Source organism: Arthrobacter sp. E3 (assembly GCF_017353415.1).
GTDB lineage: Bacteria > Actinomycetota > Actinomycetes > Actinomycetales > Micrococcaceae > Specibacter.
Genome location: NZ_JAFMPX010000014.1, coordinates 33613 through 53340 on the forward strand (window position 1 = coordinate 33613; position 19728 = coordinate 53340).

Sequence of the window (19728 nt, forward strand, 5' to 3'; positions counted from 1 at the left end):
GAGAATTACGACAGTTGGAATAATCCTGCATGGTGCGGTGTTCCCTCGAAGCGAAGACCATACAACGCAGTGAAAGAGTGCCAGTGCCCCAAAATAACGCGTCCACGCTTGATATCGAAGACTCCGCAGCGCACACAGGAGCCGCAGTGGAGGAGCAGCTGATCCTTGACGAGGCCTTCGCCCGCCGCGACGGAATCCTTGACTATCTGGAGAACGAGCTCGCAATCCCGGCGGAGGACGCGGTTGAGCAGGCCCGGATGCGCATGCTGATCCGCCGCCGTGCGGAACTGACGCACGCTGAGCAAGGCTTGATTTTTGGCCGGCTCGACGCGCTCGATCAAACAGTCCGGCATCTGGGGCGCGTGGGCATCCCCAGTTCCGGAAACGACGGCGATCCTCTGGTCATCGATTGGCGCGCTCCTGCAGCGCGGGCCTTCTACACCGCCACGCCGGTGGACCCCCAAGGGCAGGCCCGGCGTCGGCACATACGCACCCAGGGCCGCGAGGTCATCAGTTTTGATGACGAGCCGCTGGATGGTTCCAGGGCGAGTGCGCTGGTTGGCGAAGGGGCCCTGCTCGCCGCCCTGGGGGAACGGCGCACCGGCCATATGAGTACCGCCGCGGCAACCCTTCAACGTGAGCAGGACGATGTGGTTCGCGCCGATTCCAGGGGTCCGCTGGTTGTCCAAGGTGGTCCAGGCACGGGGAAAACTGTCGTGGCACTCCACCGGGTTGCCTACCTGCTTTTCACCTACCCCAAGCTGGCGGCGCAGGGCGTCCTGGCGCTCGGGCCGTCGCCGCGTTTTCTGGACTACATTGCCCAGGTGCTGCCGGCACTCGGTGAGACCGCAATAGTGTCGGCGACCTGCGACACCCTTATTCCCGGCATCACTGTGGAACGCACCGAGCAGCGCAACGTCGCGGAAATCAAGGGCCGGGCGCTGTGGCAACAGGCGCTGTCGCGCTATTGCGCCTCGCTGGTACCGCGCCCAACCGACGTCGAACTCGTGTGGGAAGGGGAACGGTACACGATTGACGAACGGCGGATCGCGCGGGCCGTGGCATCAGCAACCTCGGGCCGCTCCTTCCATGCAGCACGCGCAGTTTTCCTCCAGCACGTTCACGATCTGCTGACCGACGCAATAGTCGAACGCAGCGAGGCAACGCTGGCGCAGGTGGAGGAGGGGCTTGAGGACCTGCTCAGCAACTTCGACGCCGCATTCACCCACACCGACAATCGGGCCGCAACCAGCGGGGCGACCGGCGCCGACGTCGACGGGGTGCTCACGGAGGAAGAGATCGAGCTGTTGCGCGAGAAGATCGCAACCGACACCGGTGTGGCCGGAACGCTTCAGGCGTGGTGGCCACTGCTCGATCCGACGCTAGAGCTGCACCGGCTCCTTGGCGACGAGGACCTGTTGCAGCAGTGGGTCCCGGAGCTCACCGACATCGAAAGAAAAGCAATCGTCGGCGAACCGCGCACGTGGGCGAGCAGCGACCTGCCGTTGTTCGACGCGTTGGCTGACTTGTTGGGCGATGACCTCCCGCACAGCGCGCAGGGCGAATTTTTGGTTGATCGTGCGGCAAAGCAACGAGACTGGGTTTACGGGCACGTGGTCATCGACGAAGCCCAGGAGCTGTCCGAGATGCAGTGGCACATGGTCATGCGCCGCTGTCCTGCCCGCTCGATCACTGCCGTTGGTGACATCGATCAGGCGGAGGCGCCCCACCGGCACACGACGTGGGGAGAGGCTGTGGGCGCAGCTTTCGGCGAAAGATGGACCCAAGCGCAGTTGACCATCTGCTACCGCACCCCGTTGGAAGTCATGGCCCTCACCGTGCCCGTGCTGCACAATGCAGGCAGCCAGAACGAACCGCCGCGGGCAGTTCGGGCTTCGGGCATTGAACCCTGGGAGCGGACGGTCGGAGAAGGCGAGCTTGCCGCCGAAGCTGCCCGCGCCGTCGAGCAATTATCAGCACGGTGGAGCGGCGGGATGGTCGGCGTCATCGCTCCCCTGGAGCGCGTGTCCGCGTTGCAGGCTGCCTTGCCCGGGACGCCGGTTCTGTCCGCGACCGATGCCAAGGGCCTGGAATGGGATGCCACCCTGCTCATCGACGCACCGGGCATCGTGGCTCAGCCGCGCGGTTGGAACGGACTCTATGTTGCGCTCACCCGCTGCACCCAGGAGCTGGGGCAACTGCTGGTCACGTAAATCAACGTACGACGCCGGCCACCCAGACTTTGTGGCTCCCGCGCATGACGAGGTCGTTGCGGCGCGCCACCCCGCGCTCTGATTCCGGATCCAGGAGTTGCTCAAGCGTAGCGAGATCCTCACCCGTCAACCCGTCGAGCAGATGGGCGCGCAGCCGGGCAAGGGACAGCACGGCGCTGCGTGCGAGCAGGTCCTGGTCAGTGGACTGAAAATAGTCAAATGTTCGTTGCGCCAATCCCCTGAAGTCCGCCGCCTCCAGGGTCGAGCTCCAATCAGGGTGGGCGTTGAAACTGGCCCTGTCCGTCGCCGAATGGCAGCGTTCCTCGAAGCCTGGGACTCCGAAACCAAGATCCACCGGCAGATAGCGGGGCAGTGCCACCATTTCCACCACAACCAGCACCCCAGAATGAGCCAGTGACTTGCGGATGTTGCTAAATATCGTCGCGGGGTCCTTGAAGTGGTGCATCGAGGTGGCCGCCCACATGAGATCAACTTTGCCCAGCACCGGCCATTCCTCATCAAGGTCGGCCCGAACGGTGGAGACCCGGCTGCTCAGCTGGTGGTGTTCAGCGTTCTCCCGCAACCGGCCAAGCATTCTTCCCGATTGATCCACTGCCACCACGGTGGCCTCCGGGAAGGTCCGCGCCAAGCCAAGGGTGCCCCCGCCGGTGCCGGCACCCAGATCCACGATGCTGTGTGGATCCCCGCACAGTTCCTTGATCCAGCCAAAAATCCGATGGAAGTGATCGTCCAACAACAACGCATCGAGATCAAGGGTCTCGGCCATGTCGAACCAGTCGCCGTGGCCGCGGCTGTGGCTGTGTCCATGCTGGTTCCTCATGGCTCAAGCTTAAGCCGGGGTCTTCATGACGTGAAGGTTTCAGGCCGTCATCGGGCCCCAGACCACCGTCCTCCATCCGCCGTGATGATTGTGACGGGTATAACAGCGTATGCGACTTCCCCAACCCGGGCCGGTCCTCCACTTCAATAGACTTCTCCCATGACTGAGACTGCCACCAATTCGGTGACCCTTCGTTTCCTTGCAGCCCCCACCGACGTCGGCCACAGCGGCTCGGTGGATGCCGGCACCGTGCTGGAGTGGGTGGACAAGGAGGCGTACGCGGCCGCCGTCGGCTGGTCCAAGTCCTATTGTGTGACTGCCTATGTGGGCAACATCCGCTTTGCCGACCCTGTCAACGTCGGGGACATGGTGGAGGTGAAGGCGACCATCGTTTACACCGGCCGCTCATCAATGCACATCCGCACTGTGGTGTCCTCCGGCGACCCAAAGGGCGGCACCCCCACGATGCGCAGCCAGTGCACCGTGATATTCGTCGCCGTCGGCGAAGACGGCAAACCCATCCCGGTGGCGCCCGTTGAGCCCGCCACGGCCGAGGAGATTGAGCAGCACCAGGACGCAGTGGCCCGGATCAAGGTTCGGGAACAGATCGTTGCTGCCATGAAGGACCAGGAGTACACGGATGCCGGAACAGCCGAGCGCGTGGTCCTGAGGTTCATGGCAGCACCCACGGATGTGAACTGGGGTGGCAAGGTGCACGGCGGGATCGTTATGAAATGGATCGATGAAGCCGCCTATGTCTGCGCTTCACGGTACTGCGGCAGCGACACCGTGGCGGTGTTCTCCGGCGGCGTCAGGTTCTACCGACCGCTGCTGATCGGCCACGTGGTGGAAGTGGAGGCCCGGCTGGTCTACACGGGAATTAAAGGAATGCACATTGCAGTCCACGTGCGATCGGGAGATCCGAAGGGCCGTGAGATGAACCTGACCACTTACTGTCTGACCGTGATGGTGGCGCGTGACGACGACGGCAACTCAGTGCCGATCCAGCCCTGGATTCCAGTAACAGAAGAAGACAGACGCTTGCGTGACCATGCCCGGGAGCTACTGGAAATCCGCGCCAAGATGCCACGAAACATGATCGCCAATCATCTGATGAAGACTCTCAGTCCCGCGGCAAAGCAGCCCTGACGAACCCGCGCCCACCCGACGAGGCCCCGGCAGGCCGCCGTCGGACAGGCGCTGGTTGGAGAGAGCTGATTGGCGAGAGCTGGTTGCCTACCGCTCAGGGATCCACGAAGGAGCATTTGTCCCTGCGCCGGTGAGAGCATCGCAACGGACCAACTCTGTTCCGATGCGGTTAAGCGGGCAGTGCATGTTGGTGTGGGATGGCCCTACCCCGCCCGAGGTTCCGGGATCCTGTACGGAAAACACCGGGGCCGGCGCTGCCAATGCCACGAGCAGGGCGGCAACGGCAATGCCCGCCGACCTCCATGCCCAATGTGTGGTTTGCATGATCTTGCCTTCCATTGAGTGCGAATCCGATACCTCTACATTCCTCCCCGGACCAGCCTCCGCACATCGGGAAATTCACCTGATCCATCTACGGGAAAGCCCTTGCGGTGCCGTGCCCATCTGGAACTCAAAGCCCCGGGCCATGTACCCGGACCCGCCCGCGGCCTATGGTGGAAACAGCACCGATGACCCCGGTCAAGCCGGCCCGGGTCCGGACGAGTTCACCACTTATGGAACGGAGAGAATCATGGAATACCGCACATTGGGCAACAGTGGCGCCGTGGTTTCCAACTACGCGCTGGGCACCATGACGTTTGGGGCCGAGGCCTCCGAGGACGACTCCCATGCCATCTTGGACAACTACCTTGCCGCCGGCGGAAACTTCATTGACACGGCGGATGTCTACAGCGCCGGGACGTCGGAGGAAATCATTGGCCGCTGGCTGGCCAAGCGGAAGGATGCGCACCACCAGGTGGTCATCGCCACCAAGGGGCGATTTCCCATGGGAACCTCACCTAACGACGTCGGAACGTCCCGCCGCCACTTGACCCGCGCCTTGGACAGTTCCCTGCGGCGCCTCGGCGTGGAGCAGATCGATCTTTACCAGATGCACGCGTGGGACCCCATCACGCCGATCGAGGAGACGCTGCGTTTCCTGCACGACGCCGTCACCAGCGGCAAGATCGGCTACTACGGGTTCTCCAACTTCCTAGGCTGGCAGCTGACCAAGGCCGTCCACATTGCGAAGGCCCACGGCTGGAACGCACCCGTGACGCTGCAGCCCCAGTACAGTCTGCTCGTGCGCGAAATCGAGTCGGAGATTGTGCCCGCCTCGCTGGACGCCGGGATCGGGCTACTGCCATGGTCCCCGCTGGGCGGGGGCTGGCTCAGCGGCAAATACAAGCGCGACGAAGCGCCTGCCAGTGACACTCGCGTGGGCGACAACCCGACGCGGGGCATGGAGGCGTGGCAGGAACGCAACGACAATCCGCACACGTGGGAGATCATCAGCGCCGTGGAGGACATTGCCACGACCCACGGCACCAGCCCGGCGCAGGTGGCACTGGCGTGGTTGGCCAACCGCCCCGCCGTCACCTCGGTGATCCTCGGCGCCCGGACCGCCGAACAGCTTGCGGACAACCTTGCGGCGGCCCAGCTGGAACTCAGCGACGAGGAAACCCGACGGCTCACGGACGTCAGCCAGCCTCGCGTGGGCGTCTACCCCTATGGCCCCAAGGCACAGGAACAGCGCAGCCGGAAGGTGGAAGGCGGCCGGTGATCCACGCACGACGGCGGCCGTTGGGTTTGGGGCGGGCGGTGCCGGTGTGAAGCGCGGGTCTGCCCGAACGGCGCGGGCCTGCACGAGTGGTTGTGGGCTGTGGTCTTGCTGGCGGCGGTGCACAGCAACGGTCTAGGGTTGGACGATGCCTCTTGATTGGGAACAGATAGTTGTTGATTCAAAGGATCCGCAGGCCCTTGGACGCTGGTGGGCCGCTGCCCTGGGCTGGATTGTCACTCTCGACAGCCATGAAGAGTTCGAGATTCGTCCAACCGTGGATTCAACGCCGGGGATGGTCTTCGTCCCCGTGAAGGAAAGCAAGACGGCAAAGAATCGGGTGCATCCTGATTTCAGGCCAGACAACCAGCAGGTCGAGGTAGCGAGGCTGTTGTCGATGGGTGCCCGGCGCGTAGACATCGGGCAGGGCGAACAGCCTTGGGTTGTTCTCCTCGACCCCGAAGGCAATGAGTTCTGCATTCTGAACACGCCCGGAAATGACAAATACCGTGCTGGGGAAGCGGTAGCGTAGCTGGAAGTCCAATTTAGAACCTCAGCCTGAAGAGCTGAGAACAGAGGAGATTGTTATGAGTATTGGTGCTGGAATCCTGCTTGTTGTCATTGGCGCAATTTTGAGATTTGCGCTCAACATCCAGTTGGCATGGATAGATTTGAATTTGGTGGGCAACATCCTGATGGCCGCCGGAGCCCTCGTCTTTGTTCTTGGTTTGATTTTCACTTTCCGTCGGCGCCGTTCAACAACAACTCGTCGCACCACTGTGGGTCGCCCCGACGGCGAGAACGTGGTCCGCCGCACTGACAGGACCGACGACACCGAACTCTAGGCACATGTGCCGCCCTGACTGGTTCAGGACGACGGCGGAGGCGGCTCACTTTCGAATTGTTTCGCGACAAGCACATCCGTTGACGAGTGGGCCAAAATGGAGAGCACAATGACCAGCGCCACCAGATGGAAGATCTCGTTCGAGTATTCCCCTCCGGCTTGGAGCACCAAGAGTCCGTAGACAACTGAGGCAAATCCCTTGGGCCCGAACCACATGGCTGCGAGCTGCTCCCTGCGCGGCAATTGCGTGCCCATAAAGGAAACCAACAGGGCCAGCGGACGGGCCACCACAATGGCAAGCACGGCGAAAACCCATCCGGTCCAGGAAATCTGACCAAAGAGAAATGCCGGGGTGATGAGCGCACCGAACACTAAGACGGCGGCAAGCTTGAGCAGTTCCGAAACGAGCTCGCCGAACTGCTCGAATTCAGCCCGGAAACCCGGGCCGGCGGTGGCCACCGTAATCCCGGCAGAAAATGCGGCCAGGAAGAGATTTGCCCCCGTCACCAGACAGATTGAAAGCACCAGCAAGCCGATGGATACCGCGACCAGCGGTTGCAGCCCCTTGGTTGCGTTTAAGAACGGCTGCCGTTCCAGCCAAACAACCACCAGCGGAACCAGCACCCCAACCAACAGACCCAGGGCGATTTCTTCCGCCAGCACTCCGATTCCGACGTCCTTGCCTCCGCTGACGGCCAACAGGACTAGGACGACCGGTAAGGCAAGCCCGTCGTTGAGGCCAGACTCAACGTTGAGAAGGTGGCTGAGACGCCGGGGCACATTCCTGTGTCCCACCAGGGCGGCTGCGAACACTGGATCTGTGGGCGCAAGCACTGCGCCGAGCAGGAAGCACTCGAGCCACGGCAGCCCCACGATGTAGTGGGCCAGAACAGCCGTGATGATGAGTGTCAGCGGCAGCCCCAGCAAGAGTGCCCTGCCCGGCAGCCGCCACGCGTTGCGAAGGTCAGCCAATCCGATTTTCATTCCATCGGTAAACAGGATCGAAAAGAGTGCCAGCTGGGCCAAAATCCCCACCACAGGATCATTGGAGTCCATGGGGATGACTCCAAGCACGCCGTTGCCCAAAACAAATCCGCCCACCAGAAACAACACCGCAGTGGACAACACTGTTCTGCTGGCACGTTCAGAAATCAGCACACCGACAAGCAGCAGCCCGGCAAAGGCAAGCGTCAAGATCGGAACCACGGCTATCTCCCTACCGGCCCGCCACGCACATTCCGTGGGACATCACCAACGCAAAGCCTGACCAATCGCATTCCTGATTCTATGGGAGCAACCCTGCCAGCAACACCCTTCAACCGCCCGGAACGGCAGGGCCAAGGGGTGTCACTTCAGGCCATAACTGCCAAGAGTGCCATAGTGTTCAACACAGAGTGTTTTCCCAAGACGATGACTTCAATGACGAAGCAATACCTCAGAACACCAACAAAGGACACCCAATGCGCGCCAAATTCGTAATTCCCGCACTGACCGCCGCCGCAGCCTTGATGCTGACGGGTTGTGTGGACAACAGCGCCACCGCCCCGGGCGGCAGCGAGTCCGCCTCGGCAGACGCCGTCGTGGTCAAGAAGGACGATGCGATCGCCGCGTCTCTTCCGGCCAAGATCAAGGAAGCCGGTGTGCTCAACGTGGGCATGGCCAACAACTACCCGCCCAATGAGTTCAAGGATGCCAACGGGAAGCCTGCCGGCTGGTCTGTGGATCTGACCAATGCGCTGGGCCAAGTCATGGGTCTGAAGGTCAACTTCGACATCGGCACATTCGACAACATCCTTCCGGCCATCAATGGCGGCAAGGACGACATGGGCATGTCCTCGTTCACGGACACGCTGGAGCGCGAAAAGCAGGTGGACTTCGTCAACTACTACCTGGCTGGCATCCAGTGGGCCGCACCTGTGGGCAAGACCGTGGATCCTGACAATGCCTGCGGGTTGAAGGTTGCCGTGCAGGCAACCACGTACGAGGACACCCATGAAGTTCCAGCCAAGTCCAAGGCCTGCACGGATGCAGGCAAGGCCGCCATCACCATCTTCAAATTTGACACCCAGGACCAGGCGACGAATGCCTTGGTGATTGGCCAGGTCGACGCGATGAGCGCCGATTCACCCGTCACGCTGTACGCAATCTCCAAGACAGACAAAAAGCTCCAAACGGCCGGCGACGCCTTCGAAGTTGCTCCCTATGGAATGCCCGTGGCCAAGGACAGTGAATTCGCCCCCGTACTCCAAAAGGCTCTTCAGGCCTTGATCGATGACGGTTCCTACGGCAAGATCCTGAGCAAGTGGGGCGTAGAAAGTGGCGGCGTCAAGACCGCCACCATCAACATGGCTGCGAAGGGCTAACAGCCCATGTCCACTTCGAGCCATAACCCCATTTCATCGGCGGCACCTGGACCACCGGATAATACCGAAGACGGTGAGGTGGTCAAGGCGATCCCCCTGCGCCATCCTTGGCGGGTCCTCATCGCAGTTGTCCTGGTCGCCATGTTGGCCGTCTTCATCATCGATGCCGCCCAGCGCAAGGACTTTGGCTGGGCCGAAGTGGGCAAGTACATCTTCGACAAGCGGATCAGCCAGGCAGCACTGGTCACCCTCCAGTTGACGGTCTACTCAATGGTCCTCGCCATTGCGCTGGGTTTGCTGCTGGCCATCATGCGACTCTCGCCCAACCCTGTGGTGAAGAGTGTGGCGTGGCTCTACATCTGGATCTTCCGTGGCACCCCCGTCTACGTGCAACTGGTGTTCTGGGGAATCGTTGCCCTGATCTACCCCGTGCTGACGGTGGGAATTCCATTCATGACTCCATGGATTTCCTTCGACAACTCAATCTTCACCAACCTGTTCGTCACCGCCATCATCGGACTGGCCCTCAACGAGGCCGCGTACATGTCCGAAATTGTCAGGGCGGGGCTCCTCTCCGTTGATGAAGGACAGGAAGAGGCATCGCGGGCACTGGCCATGTCCTGGGGTCAGACCATGCGCCACATTGTGGTGCCACAAGCCATGCGCATCATCATTCCGCCCACCGGCAATGAGGTGATCTCGATGCTGAAGACCACCTCGCTTGTTACGGCCATCCCGTTGAGCATTGATCTTTACGGGGTGTCCCGGGGCATTTCCGCTGTCACGTTCACTCCGGTGCCGCTGCTGATCGTGGCGTGTATTTGGTACTTGCTGTTTACCTCTATCTTGATGGTTGGCCAGCACTTTATCGAAAAGCGGTTCTCCCGCGGTTCCGGCCAGCGCAAGGCAGACAAAGTTTCCGGCCCCCACGGGCCAACAACGACGGCGGCGCTCACCAACCCGGCGGCCGGCAATGACATTGGAGGCAAGGGATGAGCGAAATACCCATGGTGCTCGCCGACCGCGTTTCAAAGAGCTTTGGTTCCAACCGGGTGCTCAGGAGCATCAGCTTGAAGGTTGATCGCGGGGAGGTGTTGTGCATTGTTGGGCCCAGCGGCTCCGGCAAGTCAACGTTTCTGCGCTGCATCAACCACTTGGAACGGGTTGACGCGGGCAGGCTGTCCGTGGAGGGACAACTCGTGGGATACCGGCAAAAAGGTGACAAGCTCTACGAACTCCGGCCCAAGGAAGCTGCCTTCCAGCGCCGTGAAATTGGCATGGTCTTCCAGCGGTTTAACCTCTTTCCCCACCTGACCGCGCTGGAGAACATCATCCAAGCGCCCATGCGGGTCAAGCACATGTCCAAGTCCAAGGCCACCGCACGGGCCAAGGAACTCATGGAGCGCGTTGGGCTGGGTGACAAGGCTGACTACTACCCGGCCCATCTCTCCGGTGGGCAGCAGCAGCGTGTTGCCATTGCCAGGGCCCTGGCCATGGATCCCAAACTGATGCTGTTTGACGAGCCAACCAGTGCGCTGGACCCCGAACTGGTGGGTGAGGTCCTGGACGTGATGAAGGAGCTCGCCAGCAGCGGCATGACCATGATTGTGGTTACCCATGAGATGGGTTTTGCGCGGGAAGTCGCAGATTCATTGGTCTTCATGGACGACGGCGTCGTGGTGGAGGCGGGCAATCCGCGCCAGGTCCTCAACGATCCGCAACATGAGCGGACCAAGATGTTCCTTTCAAAGGTTCTGTAGACACTATGAGTTGGGAAGATCCGGTCGCCACAAGTGGTGGCCGGACCTTCCCTTTTTCGTGCCCGATGTAGGTCTCCACGACTCGGGGCATTGACACCCTCAAGGGCCCACGCTAATGTACAACCTTATGGTTGTACATTCAGAATTGAGCGATGCCGAGGTAGACCGGATCTTCCGTGCTCTGGCCGACGCCACCCGACGTGACATCCTTCGCCGCACCTTGGTCGGCGAGGCTTCTGTGTCAGCGTTGAGCGCCGCGTACAACATGTCCTTCGCGGCCGTTCAAAAACACGTGGCTGTCCTGGAACGGGCAGGGCTCGTGACAAAGAAGCCGAAAGGTCGTGAACGTGTGGTCAGCGGCAACCCGGAGGCCATCGCCAGGGCTCGCGATCTCCTGAACCAGTACGAACAGATCTGGCAAGCGCGCATCGACCAGCTCGATGCACTGCTCTCCGAAGACTGAAGGGAACCAGTCATGCCTGTCACCTCCATCACCCACAATCCCGCAACACTGACCATCACCGTCGTTGCCGATTTTCCCGTTCCCGTGCAGCGCCTCTGGAATGCTTATGTGGACCCGCGCCAGTTGGAACGTTTCTGGGGCCCGCCTGGCTATCCGGCGGAGTTCACCCGACACGATGCCGCCGAGGGAGGCCGGTCTGACTACACCATGACCGGACCCGAAGGCGACGTCTCGCACTGCTACTGGCAGTGGTTGGCTGTTGAGCCGCGTACGTCATTTGAGGTGTTGGAGAGCTTTGCAACTGCCGACAGCTCACCAGACGCGCAGATGCCGTCGATGAGGATGACCGTCGCTTTCGAAACAACACAGGCAGGCTCACGCACAACGACGACGACGCACTTCAACAATGTGGACGAACTTGCCACGCTCGTGGACATGGGCATGGAAGAGGGCATGAGGCACTCCATGGCACAGATGGGCGAGGTGCTCGCAGACCTGCGTTCCTTTTCAGCGGACCTCCCCGTCACAGCGCAGATTCTCAGCGACACCAAAGTGCGCATCAGCCGGCTCATCAACGGCTCCGTCGATACGGTCTGGCGAGCCCACCACGAGAAGGAACTGCTTCAGCAATGGCTGCTCGGCCCCGAAGGCTGGTCCATGCCGGGGGAAAGCATCATCAACGAGACGACCTTCACCCCCGTCGCGAAAGCCACACTCCTTACCATCCTGATCACCTACCCGAACATCGAACTGCGTGACATGGTTCTGGCCACCGGGATGACGGACGGGATGGAAGCCAGCTACGTCCGCTTGGAGACCAAGGTTCTCCTACCCGCCTAGTACTGTGTCGTGTCTAATGTTCTGGGTATAGGTGGCGGAGTTTGGTCCTGGCATCATCCGTGGTGAATTGCCAGTTGACGGTCCGCTCATCGGCGTTGACGTCGTTTTGCCAGTGGCCGAGTTGGTGGTTCAGTGTTTCGATGTCCGGGATCCGCCGGGAGAGGCATTGGCGCGAGAGCGCGGAGAGCCCGATTTCGGCGACATTGAGCCAGGATCCGTGTTTGGGTGTGTAATGGATCTCCAGGCGGGAGGCTAGTTCCCGGGTCTTGGCCGGGGTAAAAGCTTCGTAGAGTGAGCCGATGGTGTGGGTGTTGAGGTTGTCCATCACCAGAACGACCTTCGGGGCGTCGGGGTAATCTTTGGTGAGCAGCGTGTCGACCTCATGGGCCCAGTCCACACGGGTGCGCCGCGGTCTGGCGATCACCCGGCGCTTGCCTGCCAGCGGTTGGACCCACACGAAAATGGAGCACACTCCCCGCCGGGAATATTCATAATCTTCCTTGCGCGTGCGTCCGGGCTTCGCCTCGATGGACGGTCGGGTGTATTCCAGTAGCTGGTATGGTTTTTCATCCATACACACCACCGGAATATTTTCGTCGTAGGGGCGTGCGTAGACCTCCAGGACGTCTTCCATGCGGGCGAGGAATTCCCCGTTGGCCTTGGGCGGGATCGCCCAATACTCTTTCAGGTGAGGCTGAAGTTTCGTTTTTTTAAAACCCGGCCGATCGTTGAATGATCCAAGGGTGGAATCCCCTCGGTGAGCAGTACGTGCTTCTCCAACAGTCTCAGGCTCCATGTGGCGTGACCTTCGGGTGGTTTGGTGCAGGCCAGTGCGATCAGGCGAGCCTCGACGTCTCCGGTGACTTTCGCTTCCACCGGCGGGGTCAGGCGCTTCTTGCGCGTAACGGTATCGATGGCGTCACCCCCACGCTCGACGTACACCTTACAGACCTTCACGACCGTATCCGCGCAGACTCCGGCGCGCTCGGCGACCACGACATGAGTCGGCGAGGGCCCTTCCCTCTCCGGGCGGTTCTCATCGAGCTCGAGCAGGATCCGCGCACGGCGCACCTGCTGCGCGGGCGAGGAACCAGTCCGCACGATCCGCGTGAGCCGGTCCCGGTCCGCATCACTGAGCGCTACCGGACGCAATTTCGCTCTTCCCATGGCCCGTCCCACTTCCCTGCAGGTGATAGACGAAAACCCGCATAACCAAGAATGGCACCATTTCACTCGAACATTAGCAACGACACAGTACTAGCCAGGAGCTTTGCATGGGCTCGCCCGGGTCATTTCCACGGACCGGATCCCAGAAGGAATATCTCCTCGAAAACGAAGTGCCCACTGTTAGTCTTGCTCTATGTTCCGTTTCCGTGGTTGATGGACAACCTGCTCTACGCACGTCATCAGATTGTCCATCACCGCACACAAAAACTTGTGCCCTTCAACGGAGCTTTCCCTTGCCTACCAACGCGCCCCCGGCGACGTATGCGGCCATTTTTCGACTGCCGCACGTCCCCTTCGTTTTCTCAACAGCCCTGGCCGGACGATTCGCCTACCCGCTCGTCACACTGCCATTACTGCTCGCTGTTCAAGCGGCTACTGGATCCTTCTCCGCAGCCGGACTGGCTGCTGGCACCTACGGCGCCACGGCTGGTTTCTTGGCCCCTTTGCGAGCCCGCGCGATCGACCGGTACGGCCGCCGTCGTGCCTTATCCACGTTTGCCTCACTCTTCGCAATGAGCCTTGCAGCGCTCGCCCTCGTCACCAGTTTGGGCGCATCGGCCATCCTTTGCACCAGCGTTGCCGCGTTGGCAGGGGCGGTTGCGCCGCCGATCGGCCCAGCCATGCGAGTGTTGTGGGCCTCCCTGACTCCCACTAATGTGCTGCTGAAAAAGGCGCTGAGCGTTGATGCTGTGTTCGAGGAAGTTCTGTACTTGGCCGGGCCGGCACTGGCAGGATTCCTGCTGCTGGGCATGAGTCCAAGCGCCGTGCTGCTCCTGCCCGCCGCGCTCGTGCTGATGGGCACACTGCTGATGATTTCCTCGCCAGCTGCACAGGAGCGAGGCTGGCCCAACGCCTCCAAGGACTCCCCCGCAGCTGAACCATCACTGTTGAAGCAGCGAAATTTCCTCGCACTTCTGCTTCCGGTTGTTGCGACGGGATTTGTTGTCGGTACCGTCTACGTAACCATTCCCGCCGTCATGCACGGCCCACACACCGAGGCCGCTATTGGCCTCGTCCTGGCAGCGTTCGCCGCTGGGAGCGCAGTGGGCGGGTTGCTGTACGGCGCATTGCAGCTGAAGGTTTCCCCGCACAAGCAGCTTCTGCTACTCACCATCTTCCTCACCTCAGCGACGGCTGCCATCATGACCACCTCGACGGCGCTCGGTCTGGGGCTGGTGCTGTTGGTGGCCGGCCTTTTCCTCTCACCGATCATGATCGTTGCGTACTTCGCGGCGAACGGCTTCGGCGGCGTGGAACGGCAAAATACGGCCACGACTTGGGTGAACACCTCACACAACATTGGAGCCGCGGGCGGCAGCGTCCTCGCGGGCCTGGTGATTGACATGGCGGGCACGAATGGAGCGATGATCGCAGCAATGTGCGGATCGGCCGCAATCCTTTTGATCAGCATGCGGCTTGTTTTCCGCCCTCGGTCTCGGTACGCCCTGATGAGGGGCGTCTCAGGGGACCCTATTGAGCGGCCCGCTGACGACGGCGCTGCCTCCTGAGTTGCAGGATACGGACAGCCCCAGCCACAGCAACCAGCACCCCTCCCCCGACGGCAGCTATGAAAAGTGCCATGCCCAAGGACAGGTCGCCAACGGCGCCAAAGTACTTTACTGTCACCCCGTCCTGGTTTTGCAGAATGAAGGTAATGAGCAGTATCAAGACAACGAGACCGGCGCTCACGGCAACCCAAACCATCCCAGCCCGAGTGACGTCGGCATTGCCCTCTGGCTGGGGGTTCTGTGGCACCGGCGTTCGAGCCTGTTCGGGTTCGATCACTGGAGTGTCGGATGGTTCCAGCGGCTCCAATGGTTCAAGAGACTCCGGCCCTGTGTACGGCTCCGGTGTTGGCTCGACTGTCATTATGTCCGCTCCCTGACTGTCTGTGTGGTCAATGCTGTTTTGCATGTGACTGCTTCAGTTAGGCCCATGGTAGCCCAGCCAGGCTCCACCGTCGCGTGCTGTTATCTGTCTGCAACTCCCGGCAATGGAACGACCCGAAAACTAATGGGGTGATCCAGCAATTTTTACGGCTCCTCCGGACCCAAAGAGCCGCCGGTCACTTGGTCCTGATTCCGGGCTGGCTCCTTAAGCTCAACAAAGAAAGCATGGGTATCCGTTTCCCCTATGTTTTCGCCAGAATGATCTTGGGAAGCCATCCAGCGCGCGACGCCGGAGGGCAATTCCACATCTATGCTTTGCCCGTTGGACGACAGACGACGACGGAACGTGCTGGCCGTAATCATCACACTGTCAGGATGGTGATGCTCGGTGGTCGAGCGTCCCCGGAATTTTTCAAGTCGGGCGGTACCAGCGGGAGTTAGGCTGCTTGTTTTTCGGGTGTTTCCTTGGGTTGGTTTATCCAGGCAGGGCCGGGTAGGTCAAGAATTTTGGGGTCGGCGTTTTTGTTGAAACGGTTCGGGTTTTTTGCCCGTGCTGCGGCGAGTGTTTCCGAGCGTTGTGCAGCGACTTCCTCGGCCAGCCCGTAGTGGACATTTGCGGGTGTGTGGAAGCCGATTCCTGAGTGCTGGTGGTGATGGTTGTACCAGTCGACGAACTCGCTCAGGAAGGCTCTGGCTTCGGAGAGACTAGAGAAACGCTCGGGGAACAAAGGACCATATTTCATGGTCTTGAACAAGCTTTCGCTATACGGATTATCGTTGCTGACTCTGGGTCGTGAGTGAGACTGGGTGACCTCCAAATCCGCCAGCAGCGCAGCAATAGTTTTAGACGTCATCGAGGTCCCGCGATCGGCGTGCAGCACGTGCGGGACACCGTGGATACCGAACATTTCCTTCATCATTTCCACGGCCAGTTCCCCGGATTCGGTGGCGTGCACGTGGGCACCGACAATGAACCGTGAGTGGATATCCACGGCCATGTAGCAGTCGTAGTACTTTCCCTTGACCGGTCCGGGAAATTTGGTGATATCCCACGTGATGACCTCGCCCGGGCCGGAGGCCATCAGTTCGGGCACAGCCCTGGCCGGGTGCTTGGCCAGCCGGCGGCGTTCCTTGACTTGTTTGTTCTCCTCCAACACCCGGTAAAACGTTGACAACGAGCCCAGATAAGTGCCCAGATCAAGGAGTTTGGCATAGACCTGCATCGGTGCCAGATCAACGTATTCCGGGGCGTTCAACGCGGCCAGGACCGCGGCACGCTCAACCGGGCTGAGCTTGTTCGCCGGCTCCACCCTCACTGCTCGTAGGGGTGCGGACGGCTTGCGGTAGACGGTGGTGCGTGAAACACCGGTCAGCACTGCTGCCCGGCGTGTGGGAACTTCCTGGCCGCGTAGGCGCTGATAGGCGTCCATCATTTCTTCTTGGGCTTCGGCCCGTCCTGTGATTCCTCGATGGCGTTCTCGAAGAACGCCGAGAGTTTTCCCATGATGTCCAAGGCAGCCTCGGAGCGTGTCAACCGGGCCTCACTCACCTCTAACTGGCGGCGCAAACGCGCGATCGCTGCCTGGTCCTTGGAGAGCTTCCCGATCGATTCACCGGGCTTCTTGCCCGCCAGAACGCCGGCATCACGCTGACGGCGCCATTCAGTCATCTGCGAGGAATACAAGCCCTCACGACGCAGGAACGCCCCTGCTTCCTGGCTCGCTAATGCGGCCTCGTACAAGGCCAAGAATTCGAGCTTCTGCGCGGGGGTAAACGACCTTCGAGGGGTCGGGCCACCGGCACGCGGTCCGGGACTACTCATACGACCATTGTGGTCTACCGGAGACAAAACTGGACTAGACATAATTACTGGTTTCCTGGTTCTCGCCCCACGCGATCAAACGGACTTGCTCTTTCCCCGTGGTACCGTCCCAGCCTGACACGTAGGGCCCGGAGAGTCCCTATACTCGAGCACACGAACACGGTCGTTCTCGAATACCACACTGTAGTTCTGCAGATTTTCCTCTACTGGATCCATTTCCATGACCAGAGCCTGACCCGACGACACTTCCCGCGATAGAGGACAGACGAAATTCGACTTTTATTCCTTACCACCGCCACAAGACTGAGGATAATTTAGGATTCAAGGAATTGAGATTCAAGGCCAAGCCACTGTAGCCATTGACCGGGCAGTGGACAGGGATCGGTGTTGGGGCTGGCGGTGGTGGGAAGGTCACCATGCTGTGGTAGGCGAACACGCGGGTGTTGGCATTAGCCGGGGCGGACGTTGTGCTGTTATTGATGTGTGCTTGCAGCGCTCCCCCTCCCGGTGCCGTGACGCCGTCGGCGTCCTCCGCTGCTGTACCCGGGCAGGCCGTGTCCGAGATCAGCGTCGGCCCCAGCGGCGATGAGCCTGCGAGGGGCAGCGGGGCGAACAACGACGGATCGCTCGCTTGGGTACCTCCGGGGCCAGTTGACCCCGCTGATCCACCGCAAGCCCAGTGGCATGTGTTGTTGCAGACCAAGGACTGTGCCGGTTTAGGCGCAGTCGTCAGCCCACGCAAGGCCAGCAGTGCTGATGGATTCACCCTGTGGAGTGCCGTAACAGCAATCTGCCGTGCCGTCGATGAAGGCGACGCCTCTGGGTGGAGGGACGCTGTGTCCATGCTGTCAACACTGGTCCAGCCTGGTCCCGAACGGTGCCTCGACAGGACCGCCTACAACCTTGTGGCGGCATTTATCGCCGTCCACACACAAAACCCCACAGCCACCCCACCGCCACGGTCCGGGTCTCATACCGCCTGCCCGTTGAGCCTGACCGGACTGGACGCCCTCCACGGATTAGGACCCACACGTACGCCGTCGAGTGGACTGGCGGGAGGCCGATTCCAGCTGGCAAGGCGCTTTCTCGACGTAGTCACGGTGATGGTTGGCGGGCAGCCGGTGGGCGTCGAGGCGGACCCCGTACTCCCGGGACGCTGGATTGTCGTGATTCCGCCGGCCGCCGAGGCTGGCCAGGTCCAGGTGACGGCCGTAGCATCTGACGGACCAATCCCCGGCTCCCTGACATTCACATACCTCCGGGATACGGCGGTAACCAACGCAGACGGTGAATGAGGGGCACCGGCCGACGGGACAGCCATGCACCGCTGCGAAACGTTCAGGTGATGGGTTCATCCATCGGTCCGTCCGCCACCGTCGCCACAGCAGTGGCCTTGTATTTTGGCTGAGCCCCTCCCGATGTGATGGCTCGGCCGACAGGACTCTGTCCATAGGCCTGAACGCCAGTTTGTTTGGCTAAACCCCGGAGAAGTACTGCCTTCGACGAATCGGCTCCCTCATTCTTTCCCGAGGTGTGCATCGTTCGGCTCAACCTCTTGAGGCAGGCCAGCCACCTCTTAGGCGGCGAGACTTCCCCTACATTAACGACGGCGCAGGACCTGCCGGTCCAGGAACTCCCCGGAGTAATCTAGTGAGCTCTGGGGCGTCACTGCCACTCCCGTGGATGGCGGCCTGCAAGTAATGGGCAAGTGAACCCATTTCCTCTGATGACCCCCGTGTGGGGCCTGCGAACCACAACTCCCCCTTCGGACTGGCCAATACCCGTCTCCAGTAGGCAATGGCGAACGCCGCCGGCAAACGTAGGTAGAGGGCCCTCAGATTGGCAGGGATCGGGTTGTTTCCGCCAGCTTGTAGGGCTCGGAAGGCCTGCGCTGTGGCATGCACCATCAAGCGCAGAGTTTCCCTGTCGGCAGCCAACCGGGGCGCATCGGTGCCGACCTTGTACAGAGCGTAGGCCATGGGAACAATGAAGGCGGCGTGAGCCAGGAGCCAGCCGGGCATGTCGGTGGTGATCGCGGCCGGAAACCCGGCTTCTTCCATCACTTTTTTCAGGCGCAGCGTGCGTGGCGAAATCATTCCACCAGGCTCACCCAGCATTGTCTTTTGCTGTTTGATCAGGACGTATCGGGTGGTTGCCCCGTCCTGCACACCGCCAGCGGCTGGAAAGCCCAGCAAGACACGCCCGCCCAGCGCCTGGACAAGCTGGCCTTCGAGCCCGGCGGTGTTACCCATAAACACCACGTCGGATCCGTCGTCCATGCTGCCCAGCACCGGCAAGGTGCTTGTCAGCTGCCCGGCCCGGACGGCGACCACGACGACGTCGTACCTGTCTTCAGCGCCAACGGCGCCTATTGCCCTGATTGGCAATGACGTTTGTTTCCCAGACTCCGAGTCAGCCATAATCAGCCCGGCATCTTTCAGCTCGGCCAGCCTTTTGCCGCGAGCCAGCATCACCACGTCGTGTCCGGAGCCCATCAGCTTGCCCGCGTACACACTGCCGATCACGCCGGCTCCCAGAACAAGAATCCGCATGATCTGTCCCTTCCCTCAAGCTGCACTGCCAAAACTACAGGCGGCCCGCCTCCCGGCATCGTTTCCACTGCCAGGCCCCGCCGGGCCCGCAGGCGTCAAGCTGTTAAGTGCCACGGTATGCCCCTCGGGCGCGGAGTTCCACCATCAATTCCGACCCGATCGACG

The 19728-nt window shown here is 61.1% G+C and carries 20 protein-coding genes; 12 read left to right on the forward strand and 8 right to left on the reverse strand.

All coding sequences use genetic code 11. From position 1 onward, the window contains the following. The first annotated feature begins 83 nt into the window (after nt 1-83). Nucleotides 84-2213, forward strand: a complete 2130-nt coding sequence (locus JMA46_RS08065) for a UvrD-helicase domain-containing protein (protein ID WP_348770092.1) — start codon at nt 84-86, stop codon at nt 2211-2213. Nucleotide 2214: 1 nt separating this feature from the next. Here the strand turns inward: JMA46_RS08065 and JMA46_RS08070 are convergent, their stop codons facing one another. Then, a complete protein-coding gene (locus JMA46_RS08070) occupies nt 2215-3054 on the reverse strand; it encodes a class I SAM-dependent methyltransferase (RefSeq protein ID WP_207344829.1) in 840 nt (279 codons plus the stop codon). A gap of 159 nt (nt 3055-3213) precedes the next feature. Here JMA46_RS08070 and JMA46_RS08075 point away from each other — a divergent pair, with 159 nt between their 5' ends. Further along, nucleotides 3214-4203, forward strand: a complete 990-nt coding sequence (locus JMA46_RS08075) for an acyl-CoA thioesterase (protein ID WP_207344830.1) — start codon at nt 3214-3216, stop codon at nt 4201-4203. An 87-nt stretch (nt 4204-4290) separates the two neighbouring features. On the opposite strand, the gene JMA46_RS08080 is transcribed toward JMA46_RS08075, so the two are convergent. Then, complete coding sequence (locus JMA46_RS08080) at nt 4291-4527, reverse strand: hypothetical protein (RefSeq protein ID WP_207344831.1); 237 nt, start codon at nt 4525-4527, stop codon at nt 4291-4293. Nucleotides 4528-4774: 247 nt separating this feature from the next. Here JMA46_RS08080 and JMA46_RS08085 point away from each other — a divergent pair, with 247 nt between their 5' ends. The 3 genes from JMA46_RS08085 (at nt 4775) to JMA46_RS08095 (ending at nt 6648) form a co-directional block, all read left to right on the forward strand. Then, nucleotides 4775-5806 (forward strand): aldo/keto reductase, encoded by a 1032-nt coding sequence (locus JMA46_RS08085; RefSeq protein ID WP_207344869.1) that lies wholly within the window; start codon nt 4775-4777, stop codon nt 5804-5806. A 145-nt stretch (nt 5807-5951) separates the two neighbouring features. Then, a complete protein-coding gene (locus JMA46_RS08090) occupies nt 5952-6335 on the forward strand; it encodes a VOC family protein (RefSeq protein ID WP_207344832.1) in 384 nt (127 codons plus the stop codon). Nucleotides 6336-6390: 55 nt separating this feature from the next. Continuing rightward, nucleotides 6391-6648 (forward strand): DUF6458 family protein, encoded by a 258-nt coding sequence (locus tag JMA46_RS08095; protein WP_207344833.1) that lies wholly within the window; start codon nt 6391-6393, stop codon nt 6646-6648. A gap of 23 nt (nt 6649-6671) precedes the next feature. Here JMA46_RS08095 and JMA46_RS08100 read toward each other — a convergent pair whose 3' ends face one another. Continuing rightward, nucleotides 6672-7853, reverse strand: a complete 1182-nt coding sequence (locus JMA46_RS08100) for a cation:proton antiporter (RefSeq protein ID WP_207344834.1) — start codon at nt 7851-7853, stop codon at nt 6672-6674. Nucleotides 7854-8107: 254 nt separating this feature from the next. Here JMA46_RS08100 and JMA46_RS08105 point away from each other — a divergent pair, with 254 nt between their 5' ends. From JMA46_RS08105 to JMA46_RS08125, 5 genes are all read left to right on the forward strand, one after another. Then, nucleotides 8108-9010, forward strand: a complete 903-nt coding sequence (locus JMA46_RS08105) for an ABC transporter substrate-binding protein (protein WP_207344835.1) — start codon at nt 8108-8110, stop codon at nt 9008-9010. Nucleotides 9011-9016: 6 nt separating this feature from the next. Next, nucleotides 9017-10006 (forward strand): amino acid ABC transporter permease, encoded by a 990-nt coding sequence (locus JMA46_RS08110; protein WP_207344836.1) that lies wholly within the window; start codon nt 9017-9019, stop codon nt 10004-10006. Beyond that, a complete protein-coding gene (locus tag JMA46_RS08115) occupies nt 10003-10770 on the forward strand; it encodes an amino acid ABC transporter ATP-binding protein (protein ID WP_282099573.1) in 768 nt (255 codons plus the stop codon). The genes JMA46_RS08110 and JMA46_RS08115 overlap by 4 nt, the downstream gene beginning before the upstream one ends. Nucleotides 10771-10897: 127 nt before the next feature. Next, complete coding sequence (locus tag JMA46_RS08120) at nt 10898-11233, forward strand: metalloregulator ArsR/SmtB family transcription factor (RefSeq protein WP_207344837.1); 336 nt, start codon at nt 10898-10900, stop codon at nt 11231-11233. Between the two features lie 12 nt (nt 11234-11245). After that, complete coding sequence (locus tag JMA46_RS08125; RefSeq protein ID WP_207344838.1) at nt 11246-12073, forward strand: SRPBCC family protein; 828 nt, start codon at nt 11246-11248, stop codon at nt 12071-12073. A gap of 13 nt (nt 12074-12086) precedes the next feature. On the opposite strand, the gene JMA46_RS08130 is transcribed toward JMA46_RS08125, so the two are convergent. Together JMA46_RS08130 and JMA46_RS08135 are read right to left on the reverse strand one after the other, a co-directional pair. After that, nucleotides 12087-12869, reverse strand: a complete 783-nt coding sequence (locus tag JMA46_RS08130) for an IS630 family transposase (RefSeq protein WP_207344839.1) — start codon at nt 12867-12869, stop codon at nt 12087-12089. Next, nucleotides 12758-13240 (reverse strand): helix-turn-helix domain-containing protein, encoded by a 483-nt coding sequence (locus JMA46_RS08135; protein ID WP_207344311.1) that lies wholly within the window; start codon nt 13238-13240, stop codon nt 12758-12760. The genes JMA46_RS08130 and JMA46_RS08135 overlap by 112 nt, the downstream gene beginning before the upstream one ends. 293 nt (nt 13241-13533) lie before the next feature. Here JMA46_RS08135 and JMA46_RS08140 point away from each other — a divergent pair, with 293 nt between their 5' ends. Then, nucleotides 13534-14808, forward strand: coding sequence for an MFS transporter (locus JMA46_RS08140; RefSeq protein ID WP_207344840.1), 1275 nt, complete (start codon nt 13534-13536; stop codon nt 14806-14808). Here JMA46_RS08140 and JMA46_RS08145 read toward each other — a convergent pair. Further along, on the reverse strand, nt 14771-15169 hold the full coding sequence (locus JMA46_RS08145) for a lipopolysaccharide assembly protein LapA domain-containing protein (protein ID WP_247647162.1): 399 nt from the start codon (nt 15167-15169) through the stop codon (nt 14771-14773). The two genes, JMA46_RS08140 and JMA46_RS08145, sit on opposite strands and share 38 nt — an antisense overlap. A 457-nt stretch (nt 15170-15626) precedes the next feature. Beyond that, a protein-coding gene (locus JMA46_RS08150; RefSeq protein WP_207344842.1) for an IS3 family transposase occupies nt 15627-17011 on the reverse strand; the annotation gives its coding sequence in 2 pieces (ribosomal slippage) (nt 15627-16693 and nt 16693-17011; 1386 coding nt in all). 440 nt (nt 17012-17451) lie between these two features. Here JMA46_RS08150 and JMA46_RS08155 point away from each other — a divergent pair. Then, nucleotides 17452-18306: a hypothetical protein gene (locus tag JMA46_RS08155; RefSeq protein WP_207344843.1), complete on the forward strand. Its 855-nt coding sequence runs from the start codon at nt 17452-17454 to the stop codon at nt 18304-18306. A gap of 300 nt (nt 18307-18606) precedes the next feature. Here the strand turns inward: JMA46_RS08155 and JMA46_RS08160 are convergent, their stop codons facing one another. Beyond that, nucleotides 18607-19563 carry a 2-dehydropantoate 2-reductase N-terminal domain-containing protein gene (locus JMA46_RS08160; protein ID WP_207344844.1) on the reverse strand — a complete coding sequence of 319 codons (957 nt, stop codon included), beginning with the start codon at nt 19561-19563 and terminating at the stop codon, nt 18607-18609. Between the last annotated feature and the right edge of the window lie 165 nt (nt 19564-19728).